The organism is Geodermatophilus sp. SYSU D00815 (assembly GCF_054050035.1).
The window spans coordinates 1-13,218 of sequence record NZ_JBJGYO010000037.1 but is presented as its reverse complement, the minus strand read 5'-3'; the positions used below and the strand labels follow the sequence as shown (position 1 = coordinate 13,218).

Below are 13,218 nucleotides of genomic sequence, written 5' to 3'. Positions count from 1 at the left end.
GCGGCGCCCGCCGTCCCCACCGCCCCAGACCGAGGGAGCTCGTCATGGCCGACCGCCCCGTGCCGCCCAACCCCTACGACTTCCTGCCGCAGGTGCCGAGCTTCACCGTGACCAGCTCCGACTGCTCCGACGGCGCGCCGCTGGCCACGCCGCACGTCAGCGGCGTCATGGGCGCCGGTGGCGAGGACCGCTCGCCGCAGCTGTCGTGGTCCGGCTTCCCCGAGGGGACCAGGAGCTTCGCGGTCACCGTCTACGACCCGGACGCCCCGACGGCCAGCGGCTTCTGGCACTGGGCGGTGGCGAACATCCCGGCGTCGGTGACCGAGCTGCCCAGCGGTGCCGGCGACAAGGACCACCCGCAGCTGCCCGAGGGCGCCGTGCAGCTGCGCAACGACGGCGGCTTCGCCGGCTACGTGGGCGCCGCCCCGCCGTCGGGCCACGGCACGCACCGCTACTTCGTCGTGGTGCACGCCGTCGACACCGAGCGGCTCGACGTCGGCCCGGACACCACCCCGGCCGTGCTCGGGTTCAACCTGTTCTTCCACACGCTGGCCCGCGCCACCCTGGTCGCCACCTACGAGGAGCAGTGAGGGCCCCCGGTCAGCGCTCCGCGTCGGGGGGCTCGGCGACGCCGGTCGTGGCCAGGCGGGCGAAGCCGACCCGCTCGTAGACGCGGGCGACGTCGTCGTCCCCCGCGGTGAGGAAGACCAGGTCGGCGGTCTCCCGGGCGTGCGCGGTGAGCGCCGAGGCCAGGGCCGCGCCGAGCCCCCGGGCGCGCAGCCGCGGCAGGGTGGCCACGCCGACGATCTCGGAGACCTCCGTGCCGTCGACGTCGACCGGCTGGTGGGAGCCGACGGCGACCGGCTCGTCGTGCTCGACGGCGACCATCATCACCGTGCGCCCGGCGGCGATCCGCTCGCGCAGCACCGCCGTGCGCGCCACGGCCTCCGGCGAGGTGTCCACCGGGCCCTCGTCGACGTCGCGCCGCCCGCCGGGGTGGGCGAAGGCGACCTGGGCGACCCGCTCGTAGCGCGGCAGCTCCGGGTCGTCGGCGCCCACCAGGTAGAGGCGGACGCCGTGCGGCAGGAGCAGCTCCACCGGCTCGTCGGCCACCAGCAGCGGCAGCTCGTCCACGGCCAGGCCGGCGGCGCGGGCCACCCCGGCCAGCTCCGGCGAGCGCTCGCAGATCCACTCGAGGCCGACCGGCAGCCCGCTGCCCTGCTGCAGCACGACGGCGGTGCGGACGTCGTTGGGCGTCACCTTGCCCGCGCCGGCCCGGGGCCGCGCCGGGAACGGCCAGGCCGGGTCGCCGACGGGGACGTCGAGGGCGCCGACGGCCTCGATCCGCGCGTCGGGCAGCGGCGCGGCGGCGAAGTAGCGCTCGATGCAGTCGAGCAGCCCGCGCGAAGTCGGCACACCGGCACAGTAGACGGCGCCGCCGGGCGGCCTCCCCGTTCGGAGCGATCCGGTGCGGCTCTCCCACCCGCCCGGGTGACCGCGGGGAGCCGAACGGCACCATGGTCGCCGTGACGGCCGGTACCCGCCCCCAGATCTCGCCGTACGCGGTGTTCGACCGCGGCTCGTGGCGAGCCCTCGCGGCGGGGTCGACGCTGCCGCTCGACGCGGAGCAGCTGGACGCCCTGGCCAGCCTCGGCGACCGGATCGACCTCGACGAGGTGGCCACGGTCTACCTGCCGCTGGCGCGGCTGCTCGACCTGCACGTGACGGCCAGCCGGCGGCTCTGGGCGGCGCAGCACGACTTCCTCGGCGACCGCACCGAGAAGGTGCCCTACGTCATCGCCGTGGCCGGCAGCGTCGCCGTCGGCAAGAGCACGACCGCGCGGCTGCTGCAGACCCTGCTCGCCGCCGCGCCGGGCGCCCCGCGGGTGGACCTGGTCACCACCGACGGGTTCCTGCTGCCCAACGCCGTGCTGGAGGAGCGCGGGCTGCTGGGCCGCAAGGGCTTCCCCGAGAGCTACGACCGGCGCCGGCTGCTGCGGTTCCTGGCCGACGTGAAGTCGGGGGTGCCGGAGGTGTCGGCGCCGGTGTACTCCCACCAGTCGTACGACATCGTCCCCGAGGCCCGGCAGACGGTGGACCGGCCGGACATCCTCGTGCTGGAGGGGCTCAACGTGCTGCAGGCCGGTCACCGCGCCGACGGCACCGTCCCCGAGGTCTTCCTCTCCGACTTCTTCGACTTCTCGGTCTACGTCGACGCCGCCGAGGCCGACATCCGGCAGTGGTACGTCGACCGCTTCCTCGCGCTGCGCCGCACCGCCTTCGCCGACACCTCGGCCTACTTCCACCGCTTCGCCGGGCTCTCCGACGACCAGGCGCGGGAGACGGCGCTGGGCATCTGGGCCGCGGTGAACGGGCCGAACCTGCGCGACAACATCGCCCCCACGCGCTCGCGCGCCCGCCTGGTGCTGCAGAAGTCGGCCGACCACTCCGTGCGGCGGGTGCTGCTGCGCAAGATCTGAGCTCAGAAGCGGTAGCGCGTCTGCCCGTGCCCGCCCCCGAAGGCGAGGACCTTGGCGGGCGGCACCCGGTAGACCAGGGCGCGGCCGCCGCCCTCCACGGCCTCCACGAACTCCTCGCCGCGGACGTCGAAGCGCCAGTCGTCGCCGTACTTGGCCGACCACGCGGCGGCCAGCTCCCGCAGCGCCCCAGGATCGGTCACCCGGACCGCGGTGCCCTCGACCACCACGTCGGTGCCGGTGTTCCAGCCGTGCGCCCCGGTGCTGCCGGTGGTCACCGCGACGTGCGGGTTGGCGGCGAGGTTGCGCTGCTTCTGCTCCTGCGCACCCGTGCAGAACGCGAAGGCGCCGTCGTGCCAGACGCCCACGAGCGGGACGGCGTGCGGCCGGCCGTCCGCCCGGACGGTGATGATCCAGTACAGCTGCGCGTCGGCCAGCAGGCGCTCGATGTCCGACCACGGCGGCGGGGTGGCCGACGCGTCGCCGTACCGGGGGTCGATCTCTCCGGTGGTCATGCTGGTCCGACCGGTCGAGGGGGCGCGACTCATCGGCCGCCGCGACGCACCCCCGCGCATGGTGCGCCGCGCGCCGGGCGCTGCGCCATGGCGACACCTGCCCACCCGGGCGGGCGGGGACGGCGAGTTCGTCCCCTGACAGGGGGATGTGCGCGGGAGCACACTCCAGGCACGCCCGTGACAGGACGAACACCTGCAGTGACACCGGCCGCCCCGGCCGGCACTTCCCAGGAGAGAACCATGTGCTCCCACCCGACTTCCTGCCCCGACGCCGACAGCGAGGCCCGCGACCTGGCCGTCGTCGTCTCCAGCCACCCCGAGCAGGGCTGGCGGCTGCTGTGCAACGGCGTCGTCCTCTTCGACGACGACGGCGAGCTGCTGCCCGACGGCCGCGCCGTCCCCGACCACCACACCTGGCGGGCCCCCGAGCTGGTCTAGGCCCCGCTGCCGGACCCCGCCGCGGGCGCTGAGCGCGGCGGGGCCCTGGCTCAGGCCCGGGCCCCCACCACGTCCTCGGTCGTGCCGAGGTCGTCGGGAGCGCCCTCGCCGCGGGCGGGCGTGCGGCCGCCGTCGAGGTCCGCGGCGATCTCGGCGGGGTCGGGGTCGGCGAAGGCCTCCGGCGGCGGGCACGAGCAGACCAGGTTCCGGTCGCCGTACGCCTGGTCGATGCGCCGCACCGGGCTGAGGTACTGCCGGCCGACCAGCCCGCGCACCGGGAAGACGGCCGCCTCGCGCGGGTAGGGCCGGCCCCACCCCCCCGCCACCATCGCCAGGGTGTGCGGCGCGTTGCGCAGCGGGTTGTCGGCGCGGTCGTACTCGCCGGAGGCGACCTTCGCGATCTCGGCGCGGATGGTCGCCATCGCCTCGACGAACCGGTCGAGCTCGCCCTTGTCCTCGCTCTCGGTCGGCTCGACCATCAGCGTGCCGGCCACCGGGAAGCTCATCGTCGGCGCGTGGAAGCCGAAGTCGATCAGCCGCTTGGCGATGTCGTCGTTGGTCACGCCGGTCGCCTTGGTGAGCGGCCGGATGTCGAGGATGCACTCGTGCGCCACCAGGCCGGTCGCGCCGGTGTAGAGGACCGGGAAGTGCTCGCGCAGCCGGGCGGCCAGGTAGTTGGCGCCGAGGATGGCGTGCTCGGTGGCCCGCCGGAGCCCGTCGGGCCCCATCAGCCGCAGGTACGCCCACGAGATCGGCAGGATGCCCGCCGACCCCCACGGCGCCGCCGAGATCGTCGGCCCCGCGCCGCCGGTGTCGGCCAGCGGGTGCCCGGGCAGGAACGGCACCAGGTGCTCGGCGACGCCGATCGGCCCGACGCCGGGGCCGCCGCCGCCGTGCGGGATGCAGAAGGTCTTGTGCAGGTTGAGGTGGCTGACGTCGGAGCCGAACCGGCCCGGCCGGGCCAGCCCGACCATCGCGTTGAGGTTGGCGCCGTCGACGTAGACCTGGCCGCCGGCGTCGTGCACCGCGGCGCAGATCTCCTGCACCTCGGTCTCGAACACCCCGTGGGTGGAGGGGTAGGTGAGCATGATCGCGGCCAGCCGGGCGGCGTGCTGCTCGACCTTGGCCCGCAGGTCGGCGAGGTCGACGTTGCCGGCCTCGTCGCAGGCCACGACGACGACGCGCATCCCGGCCATGACCGCGCTGGCCGCGTTGGTGCCGTGCGCGGAGCTCGGGATGAGGCAGACGTCGCGGGACTCCTCGCCGCGGGAGCGGTGGTAGCCGCGGATGGCCATCAGGCCGGCGAACTCGCCCTGCGAGCCGGCGTTGGGCTGCACGCTGACCGCCGCGTAGCCGGTGATCTCGGCCAGGTCGGCGCACAGCTCGTCGATCAGCTGCCGGAAACCGCGGGCCTGCTCGGCGGGCGCGAACGGGTGGATGCCGGCGAACTCCGGCCAGGTGACCGCGGCCATCTCCACCGCGGAGTTGAGCTTCATGGTGCACGAGCCCAGCGGGATCATCGTGCGGTCCAGGGCGAGGTCCTTGTCCGACAGCGCGCGCAGGTAGCGCATCAGCTCGGTCTCCGAGCGGTGCGCGGAGAAGACCGGGTGGGTCAGGTACGGCGTGCGCCGGCGGAGATCGGCCGGCAGGGCGTCGTCGCCGCCGTCGGGGAGGTCCCCCGCCGGCACGCCGAAGGACTCGGCGACCGCGCGCAGGGCCTCCGGCGTGGTGGTCTCGTCGCAGGCGACCTGCACGACGTCGTCGTCGACCTGCCAGAGGTTGATCCGGCGCGCGGCGGCGGCGGCGACCACCTCGGCGGCCCGGCCGGGCACCCGGACGGCGAGGGTGTCGAAGTACTGCTGGTGCACCAGCTCGACGCCGCCGGCGGTGAGCCAGCCGGCCAGCGCCTGGGCGTGGCGGTGCACGCGGGCGGCGATGGCGGCCAGCCCCTCGGCGCCGTGGTAGACGGCGTAGGCGCCGGCCATGACGGCGAGCAGCACCTGGGCGGTGCAGATGTTGCTGGTCGCCTTCTCGCGGCGGATGTGCTGCTCGCGGGTCTGCAGCGCCAGGCGGTAGGCGGGGGCGCCGTCGGCGTCGACCGAGACGCCGACCAGCCGGCCGGGCAACTGGCGGGCGAGCTTCTCCCCCACCGACAGGTAGCCGGCGTGCGGGCCCCCGTAGCCGAGGGGGACGCCGAAGCGCTGCGTCGTCCCGCAGGCGACGTCGGCGCCCCACTCCCCGGGCGCCTCGAGCAGGGTGAGCGCGAGCAGGTCGGCGGCGACGACGACGGCCGCGCCGGCCTCGTGCGCGGCGGCGGCCAGCGCCCGGTGGTCGCGGACGGCGCCGCTGGCGCCCGGGTAGCTCAGCAGGACGCCGAACGCGCCGGCCTCGGGCAGGTCGGCCGGCCACCCGGCGGACAGGTCGGTGACGTGCAGCCGGATGCCCAGCGGCTCGGCGCGGGTCTCGAGCACGGCGAGGGTCTGCGGCAGGGTGTCGGCGTCGACGACGAAGACGGCGTCGGGCCTGGCCCGGCCCGCCCGGCGGACCAGCGTCATCGCCTCGGCCGCGGCGGTGGCCTCGTCGAGCATGGAGGCGCCGGCGACGGGCAGGCCGGTGAGGTCGGCGACCATCGTCTGGAAGTTGAGCAGCGCCTCGAGCCGGCCCTGGCTGATCTCGGGCTGGTAGGGCGTGTAGGCGGTGTACCAGGCGGGGTTCTCGAGGATGTTCCGCTGGATCACCGCCGGGGTGATCGTGCCGTGGTACCCCAACCCGATCATCGAGGTGTAGACGTCGTTGGCCCGGGCGCGTTCGCGCAGCTGGGCCAGGACGGCGGCCTCGTCAGCGGCCGGCGCCAGCGCCAGCGGCGCGCGGTCGCGCACCCCCTCGGGGACGGTGGCGTCGACCAGCGCGTCGAGGGTGTCGTAGCCGACGGCGGCGAGCATCTGCGCCGTCTCGTCCGGGCGCGGGCCGATGTGGCGGGCGGCGAAGGAACCGGACGGGTCCAGGTCGGCGAGCGAGGGCAGCGACCCGGTCAGCGGAGCACGGTCGGTCACTGGCTGGACGGTACCAGCGGGGCACGGGACGGGCCGGGCCACCGGAGGTCCCGACGAGCGGGGGCCCGCAGGGTCCCCCGAGGAGCGGACGGGTGCGGCTCAGCTCGACAGGGGAACGGCACCTGGCGGCGGTGTCGGCCGGTCGGCCGACAGCTCACACCGCGGCGCGGCGGCGGCGGCGCTGGGAGAGCTCGTCGTCGGCGCGGTGCACGGCGCTGCCGTCGATCCGCTCGGCCGGCAGCTCGGCCAGCTCCCCGGACAGCTCCCGCAGCGCGCCGGAGACGGCGATGCCGAACACGCCCTGGCCGCCGGCGAGCAGGTCGACGACCTCCTCGGCGGAGGTGCACTCGTACACGGTGGCGCCGTCGGAGAACAGCGTCACGTTGGCGAGGTCCTTGATCCCCCGGTTGCGCAGGTGGTCGACGGCCTTGCGGATGTTCTGCAGCGAGACACCGGTGTCGAGCAGCCGCTTGACCACCTTGAGCACGAGGATGTCGCGGAAGGAGTACAGCCGCTGGGTCCCGGAGCCGGTGGCGGTGCGCACCGAGGGGGCGACCAGGCCGGTGCGCGCCCAGTAGTCGAGCTGGCGGTAGGTGATGCCCGCGGCGGCGCAGGCGGTGGGACCGCGGTAGCCCACGAGGTCGGAGTCCACCTCGTCGTACGCCGGCGCGCCGACGGCGGCGTCGCTGAAGAGCTGACCCTGGGAGCCGTTGCTCTGGTCGCTCACGTCCAGCGTCCTCCTCATGTCCCGGCCCGCAGCTGCGGCGGTGGACCCGGCGGTACACCCACCAACCTCAGGCGTCACACCGGTGTTGTTCGCCGACCGTAAGCCGGGCCCTGGAGCCGGTCAACTGAGGACGGCGGCGTGTCGCTGTGCTCACCCGTACGAGGTGGGTGCTGCGACCCTACCGCCGGTGCGGCCAGGGCTTCCGGTCGCGGTACGACTCGTGACCGGACCGCGATCCGGAACCGTCCGTCCCAGCTCGGGGGGTGCAGCCGCAGGAGTCGGTCCGTCCGGGTTCAGCCACCCGACCCCGAGCCGGCGCCGAAGTCCTCCGGCGAGATCTGGTCGAGGAACTCGCGGAACTTCTCCACCTCGTCCTCCTGCTCGTCGGGGATCTCGATCCCGACCTCGTCGAGCAGGTCCTCCGCGCCGAAGATCGGCGCGCCGGTGCGCACGGCCAGGGCGACCGCGTCGGACGGGCGGGCGCTGACCACCCGGTCGTCGCCGAACACCAGCTCGGCGATGTAGATGCCGTCGCGCATCTCGGTGATGTTGACCGCCTCGAGGGTCGCGCCGAGCGCGCGCACGACGTCCTTGAGCAGGTCGTGGGTCATGGGGCGGGCCGGGCGCACTCCCTGCTGCTCGAAGGCGATCGCGGCCGCCTCCACCGCGCCGATCCAGATCGGGAGGTACCGGTCCCCCTGCGCCTCCTTGAGCAGCAGGATCGGCTGGTTGCCCGGCAGTTCCACACGCACGCCGACGACTCGAAGCTCCTGCACGGTACGGCTCCCTCAGCAGCGGCCCGGGGGTAGCGGGCGCGGGTGGTCACGTCGGGCACCCGGTGCGCGCCGGTGGCCCGACGCCCTCACGGTACGCCCGACCTACGGGCGGAGGAGATCCCGGAGTCGCGCCTCCAGCAGCGCCGTGTGCAGCTGCGCCGAGAGCGCCGCGAGCTCGCGCAGCTTCTCGGTCGCGCGGGCCCGCGCCTCCTCGGAGCGGGCCCGCAGCAACGGGGCCACGAGCTGCTCGATGAGGCCGGCCTCGCGGTCGGCGCCGTTGCTGTAGCCGCGCAGGTGGCGCGGCTCGATGCCGTGCCGGGCCAGGCCCGCCGCGGCCCGGGCGACCGGCAGGTCGGCGGCCGGGTGGCGGCCCTTCTTGTCCGGCACCAGCAGGCCGAACTGCACGCAGTCGGCCAGCTGCTGCGGCTCCAGGCCGGCGGCGCGGGCGAACTGCTCGGCGGTGAGCGGCTCGCGGTCGTCGTCCCCGCCCTCGAGCCCGCCGCCGACCGGCGGCGGCACGGCCACCGGACCGGTGGCCGAGGCCGGCAGCGGCTCACCGCGGTCGAGCGCCTCCAGGTGCTCCTTGATCACCCGCAGCGGCAGGTAGTGGTCGCGCTGCGCCGCGAGGACGTAGCGCAGCCGCGCCACGTCGGCCGAGGAGAACTTCCGGTAGCCCGAGGGCGTCCGCTGCGGGTGGACGAGGTCCTCGGACTCCAGGTACCGGATCTTGCTGATCGTCACGTCGGGGAAGTCGTCGCGAAGAACAGCCAGCACCTCGCCGATGGTGAGGCGAGGGGTGTGCTCGTCTGCGCCGTTCCCGATCGCGCCCCCGCGCGGCTCGGGCACCGGTCAGCGGGCGGCGGGCTCGCCGGTGCGCGGACCGGTGAGGTAGACCAGCCGGAACTTGCCGATCTGGACCTCGTCGCCCCCGGCGAGGGTGGCGACGTCGACCGGCTCGCGGTTGACGTAGGTGCCGTTGAGGCTGCCGACGTCGTGCACCGAGAAGCCGCCGCCCTCGCGGTGGAACTCCACGTGCCGGCGGCTGACGGTCACGTCGTCGAGGAAGATGTCGCTGTCCGGGTGCCGGCCGGCGGTGGTGACGTCCTGGTCGAGCAGGAAGCGGCTGCCCGCGTTCGGCCCGCGCTTGACCACCAGCAGCGCCGAGCCCGGCGGCAGCGAGTCGACGGCGCCGGCGTGCGCGTCGGCGGTGTCCGGGGTGACCTCGACCTGCTCGCCGGAGTCCTCCCCGCCGACCTTGGGGATGACGCTGGTCGACTCCCCCACCCGCTCCTGCGACAGGGCCGCACCGCACTGCGCGCAGAAGCGACTGCCCTCGGGGTTGTTGTGGCCACAACGAGTGCAGTGCACGTCTGTCTCCTCCGGTGCAGGGGGCACCGCCGCGGGCCACGTGAGTGGCCGGCGGCGGCCGGCGGACGACGGGCCGGACAGCCCGTCGCTGGTCGGCCGCCGCGGGGTCACGGCGCGCCGTGGGTCATGGAACCAGCCGGTCGGCCCGAGGGTCAACCGGACGTACAGGGTGAGGGTCGGGCCTCGCCGACTGGCCGTCGGAAGTCCCGGTCCGACCGAGAGCATAGTGAGCGCGACCCGCCCGCAACGCCCGCGGTCGGCGCACTCTAGGACGCGTCGACCAGTGCCTGGTAGGCGTCGGCGTCGAGCAACCCGGTGGTCGGGTCGCCGTCCCCCTCGACGCGGACCTCCACCAGCCAGCCGTCGCCGTACGGGTCGGCGTTGACCGTCTCGGGCGCGTCGCCGAGCCGGTCGTTGACCGCGCTGACGACCCCCGACACCGGCGAGTAGACGTCGGAGACGGACTTGGTGGACTCGACCTCGCCGATCGCGGCCCCCGGCGCCACCTCCTCCCCCACCTCCGGCAGCTGGACGTAGACGATGTCGCCGAGGGCGTCCTGCGCGTGGTCGGTGATCCCCACCCGCACGACCGTCGCACCGCCCTCGGAGCCCTGGACCATGGCCCACTCGTGCTGGTCGGTGTAGCGGCGGTCGCCGGGGGTGGCCATGCGGCGGGGGCTCCTCGCTGGACGGGGGTGCGCGGACGGGGGGGCCGGGGCGGCTCAGCCGCCGTCGGACTCCGGCGAAGCGTATTCAGGCGTGTCGAGCGGCCGCAACGCGTCCACGACGACGAGAGGGGACTGGGTGATCTCCACCGTCCCGCCCCGGCCGCCGATGCGCTGCACCACCCCGCCGGGGATGTTCATCGCCGTCTCCAGGTCGGGCGGGGAGCCGATGGCCAGCACCTCGTAGGGCGCGGTGATCTCCTGCCCGTCGATCCGCAGCTGCCCGGGTTCGCCGGTGACCGCGGTGGAGACGCCGATGCGCACGTCGTCGATCTGCATGGTCTCGGCGCCGGCGCCGCGCAGCTCCTGGATGGCGTCGAGGAGGTCGGCGACGCGCACCTCGCCCTCGGGGTCGCGGATCACCATGCGCACCCCCGGCCCCTGGGCGGCGATCGTGCCGTTGAGGATCCCGATGGCCTCGGCGCGCTGGCGGGCCTCCTCCAGGGCGGCCGCCGACCGGCTGTCGGAGCTGCCCAGCTGCTCGAGCAGGGCGCGCTGCTCGGCGATCTGCTGGCGCAGCCGGTCCTCCTGCGCGGTCAGGTCGTCGAGGATGCGGACGAGGTCCTCCTCGCGCGCGCCCGCGAGCAACTGGTCGGAGTCCGTGCTGCGCACCTGCACGGCGAAGGCGAAGCCGAGCAGCAGGGTGAGCACGCCGATGAGCGCCGCGGCCAGCGGGTCGCGCCGGCGCCGGCGCGGCGCGGGCGCCGGCGCCTGCTGCTCCGGGCCGTCCTCCTCGTCCCCGCCCTCCTCGTCGGCGGCTCGCTCGCCGGTCTCCCCCTCCGCCGCCGGCTCCGCGGCGCCGGCCGGCCGGTCCTCGGCCGTGCCCGCGGCGGCGTCGTCGTCCGGTCCGGCGGCCGCCGCCCCCTCCACCGGCGACGACCCCGCCGTCTCCCCCGCCGCCGTCCCGTCCGCCGGCTCGCCGGCCGGGGGCTCCAGGGGCTCCTCCGGCTGCGGCCGCTGCTCGCCGCTCATGCCCGGAACACGTGCCGGCGGATGGCCGCGGCGTTGCCGAAGATGCGGATGCCGAGGACGACGACCACGGCGGTGGACAGCTGCGCGCCCACGCCGAGCTGGTCGCCGAGGAAGACGATCAGGGCCGCCACCACGACGTTGGACACGAAGGAGATCACGAAGACCTTCGCGTCGAAGATGCCGTCGAGCCGGGCGCGGAAGCCGCCGAACACGGCGTCCAGCGCGGCCACCACCGCGATGGGCAGGTACGGCTGGAGCCACAGCGGCACCGTGGGGTCGAAGACGAGCCCCAGGACGACGCCCACGGCGAGGCCGAGGATGGGGATCACGGGTCAGCCTCCCGGGCTCTGGTCCGGCTGCGGCTCGTCGGGGACGGCCACGGCCGAGCGCAGCTCCGGCGGGGTGGCGGCGGGCAGGGACAGCTCGTTCTCCTCGGCGAACTCGAAGCGCAGGCCGTACGACTCGGAGATGACGGCGAGCGCGCCGACCTCCGGGCTGGCGAGGAAGTCGCCCCGCAGGGTGTCGGGATCGCCGATGGCGCTCACCTCGTACGGGTTGGTGACCGGGTTGAAGTCGACCAGCACCGCCTCCCCGGCGAAGCGGATCGCGCTGGTGGGGCCCAGCCGCTGGCCGTTGATGCTGACCGCCTCGGCGCCGGCCGCCCACAGCGCGTTGACCACCAGCTGCAGGTCGCCGTCGCGGACCAGCCCGTTGGGGTCGGTCTCCGCCTCCCCGCCGACCGGGTCGGCGTCGGCGTCGGGCTCGGCGTTGGCCAGCGTGACCAGCAGTCCCGGGCCGGTCACCGCGACGGCGGCCGCGCCCCGCTCGGCGGCGGCGAGCTGGTCGAGGGCCCGCTGGCCGACGGCGGTGGCCTCCAGCGCATCCGCGCGGGTCCGGTTCACCTCGCCGGTCAGCGACTCCAGCTGCGCGGCGAGCTCGTCGGCGGAGTCGGACTCGCCGCGGATGTCCTCCAGCAGCGCCTGGCGCACCTGCTCTCGGCCCCCGGCCCCCGCGGCGGCCTGGTCGTAGGTCACCGCGGCGAGCACCCCGGTGACCACCAGGGTCAGCGCCACGGCCAGCTGCCCCCGGCGCCGGCGGGACCGGGCGGCCGCCGCCGGCTCCTCCCCGGCGGCGCGGGCGGCCTTGCGGGCCGCCGCCTGCGCGTAGGCCGGGTCGAGGGTCTCGGCCATCACCTGGTCGAGCAGCGAGGCGCCCATGGACCGCACCCCGCCGCCCCGCTGGAGCGTGGTGCTCACGGCCCTGCCCCGGCGCGCGCGGCGCGGACCAGCCCCGCCGCCTGGACCAGGTAGAGCACCCCGGCGAGCACGTAGAAGGCGGTGCCCCAGATGGTGAACGCCCAGGCGAACGGCTCGGCGACGGCGGCCACCGGCCCGTCGCCCTGGGCCAGCAGCAGGATGGGGAACGCGTAGAGCAGCAGGAAGGTGGCCGCCTTGCCCAGGTAGTGCACCTGCAGCGGCGGGTAGCCGTGGCGGCGCAGCACCAGCAGCGCCAGGCCCAGCACGAGCTCGCGGCCGACCAGCGTGAGCACCAGCCACAGCGGGACGACCTCGCGCAGGGCCAGCGCGATCAGCGTGGCGACGATGTAGAGCCGGTCGGCGGCCGGGTCGAGCAGCGCGCCCAGCCGGCTGCCCTGGTCCAGCAGCCGGGCCAGCTTGCCGTCGGCCCAGTCGCTGACGCCGGACAGCGCGAGGACGACGACCGCCCAGCCGTCGGCCTCCGGGCCCAGCAGCAGCCACAGGAACAGCGGCACGCCGAGCAGCCGCAGCACCGACAGCGCGTTGGGCACCGTCCAGACGCGGTCGGCCAGCTCGTTGCGGTCGGACACCCGCGGGGCCGACGGGACCTGGGCAGCGGCCGACGGCCCGTTCGACGTCGTCACTGCTCCTCCAGCCCCCTGCACACCGTGCCCGAGGCTACTGGCCGGTGCCGACGAAGCGGGATGCGGCGCACCGCCGGCGCCGCCGCGGCCCCGCACCCGGTCCCACCCCGCGCGCGGGTGGGACCGGGAGACGGTCCCCGGGCTAGGGAGTGTCTGGCGGATCATGGAATCCACGTGAGTAGCGCGGCGAGGTGGAGCGCGCCGGCGTAGTTGCGGGCGTGCTTGTCGTAGCGGGTGGCCAGGCCGCGCCACTGTTTGGCCTGGCAG

Annotated in this window: 15 protein-coding genes; 3 read left to right on the top strand and 12 right to left on the bottom strand. The window is 75.3% G+C overall.

Annotated features, from left to right (window positions below; translation table 11 throughout):
* Positions 1–44: 44 nt before the first annotated feature.
* Positions 45–590, top strand: coding sequence for a YbhB/YbcL family Raf kinase inhibitor-like protein (locus ACI78S_RS23340; protein WP_456977365.1), 546 nt, complete (start codon positions 45–47; stop codon positions 588–590).
* A gap of 10 nt (positions 591–600) precedes the next feature.
* Here the strand turns inward: ACI78S_RS23340 and ACI78S_RS23335 are convergent, their stop codons facing one another.
* Positions 601–1,416 (bottom strand): GNAT family N-acetyltransferase, encoded by an 816-nt coding sequence (locus ACI78S_RS23335; protein ID WP_456977364.1) that lies wholly within the window; start codon positions 1,414–1,416, stop codon positions 601–603.
* A 101-nt stretch (positions 1,417–1,517) separates the two neighbouring features.
* On the opposite strand from ACI78S_RS23335, the gene coaA reads away from it, so the two are divergent.
* Positions 1,518–2,480, top strand: a complete 963-nt coding sequence (coaA, locus tag ACI78S_RS23330) for a type I pantothenate kinase (protein WP_456977363.1) — start codon at positions 1,518–1,520, stop codon at positions 2,478–2,480.
* A gap of 2 nt (positions 2,481–2,482) precedes the next feature.
* Here the strand turns inward: coaA and ACI78S_RS23325 are convergent, their stop codons facing one another.
* Positions 2,483–2,992 carry a pyridoxamine 5'-phosphate oxidase family protein gene (locus tag ACI78S_RS23325; RefSeq protein ID WP_456977362.1) on the bottom strand — a complete coding sequence of 170 codons (510 nt, stop codon included), beginning with the start codon at positions 2,990–2,992 and terminating at the stop codon, positions 2,483–2,485.
* Positions 2,993–3,232: 240 nt separating this feature from the next.
* Between ACI78S_RS23325 and ACI78S_RS23320 the strand changes: the two genes are divergently transcribed.
* A complete protein-coding gene (locus tag ACI78S_RS23320) occupies positions 3,233–3,430 on the top strand; it encodes a DUF5999 family protein (RefSeq protein WP_456977361.1) in 198 nt (65 codons plus the stop codon).
* A gap of 50 nt (positions 3,431–3,480) precedes the next feature.
* Here ACI78S_RS23320 and gcvP read toward each other — a convergent pair whose 3' ends face one another.
* From gcvP to ACI78S_RS23270, 10 genes are all read right to left on the bottom strand, one after another.
* Positions 3,481–6,483, bottom strand: coding sequence for an aminomethyl-transferring glycine dehydrogenase (gene gcvP / locus ACI78S_RS23315; RefSeq protein ID WP_456977360.1), 3,003 nt, complete (start codon positions 6,481–6,483; stop codon positions 3,481–3,483).
* A gap of 154 nt (positions 6,484–6,637) precedes the next feature.
* Positions 6,638–7,210: a MerR family transcriptional regulator gene (locus ACI78S_RS23310; protein WP_456977359.1), complete on the bottom strand. Its 573-nt coding sequence runs from the start codon at positions 7,208–7,210 to the stop codon at positions 6,638–6,640.
* A gap of 293 nt (positions 7,211–7,503) precedes the next feature.
* Positions 7,504–7,986: a bifunctional nuclease family protein gene (locus ACI78S_RS23305; protein WP_456977358.1), complete on the bottom strand. Its 483-nt coding sequence runs from the start codon at positions 7,984–7,986 to the stop codon at positions 7,504–7,506.
* 102 nt (positions 7,987–8,088) lie between these two features.
* The gene (ftsR, locus tag ACI78S_RS23300) at positions 8,089–8,832 is read right to left on the bottom strand and encodes a transcriptional regulator FtsR (RefSeq protein WP_456977357.1); all 744 of its coding nucleotides are present in this window, start codon (positions 8,830–8,832) and stop codon (positions 8,089–8,091) included.
* 3 nt (positions 8,833–8,835) lie between these two features.
* On the bottom strand, positions 8,836–9,354 hold the full coding sequence (gene odhI / locus ACI78S_RS23295) for an oxoglutarate dehydrogenase inhibitor Odhl (protein WP_456542591.1): 519 nt from the start codon (positions 9,352–9,354) through the stop codon (positions 8,836–8,838).
* A gap of 266 nt (positions 9,355–9,620) precedes the next feature.
* Positions 9,621–10,022 (bottom strand): glycine cleavage system protein GcvH, encoded by a 402-nt coding sequence (gene gcvH, locus ACI78S_RS23290; RefSeq protein WP_456977356.1) that lies wholly within the window; start codon positions 10,020–10,022, stop codon positions 9,621–9,623.
* 54 nt (positions 10,023–10,076) lie between these two features.
* Positions 10,077–11,051, bottom strand: a complete 975-nt coding sequence (locus ACI78S_RS23285) for a DUF881 domain-containing protein (protein WP_456977355.1) — start codon at positions 11,049–11,051, stop codon at positions 10,077–10,079.
* A complete protein-coding gene (locus tag ACI78S_RS23280; protein ID WP_179720432.1) occupies positions 11,048–11,380 on the bottom strand; it encodes a small basic family protein in 333 nt (110 codons plus the stop codon). Before ACI78S_RS23280 ends, ACI78S_RS23285 begins: the two co-directional genes overlap by 4 nt.
* Before the next feature lie 3 nt (positions 11,381–11,383).
* The gene (locus ACI78S_RS23275) at positions 11,384–12,307 is read right to left on the bottom strand and encodes a DUF881 domain-containing protein (protein ID WP_456977354.1); all 924 of its coding nucleotides are present in this window, start codon (positions 12,305–12,307) and stop codon (positions 11,384–11,386) included.
* Positions 12,304–12,951, bottom strand: a complete 648-nt coding sequence (locus tag ACI78S_RS23270; protein WP_456977353.1) for a CDP-alcohol phosphatidyltransferase family protein — start codon at positions 12,949–12,951, stop codon at positions 12,304–12,306. The genes ACI78S_RS23275 and ACI78S_RS23270 overlap by 4 nt, the downstream gene beginning before the upstream one ends.
* Positions 12,952–13,218 lie beyond the last annotated feature (267 nt).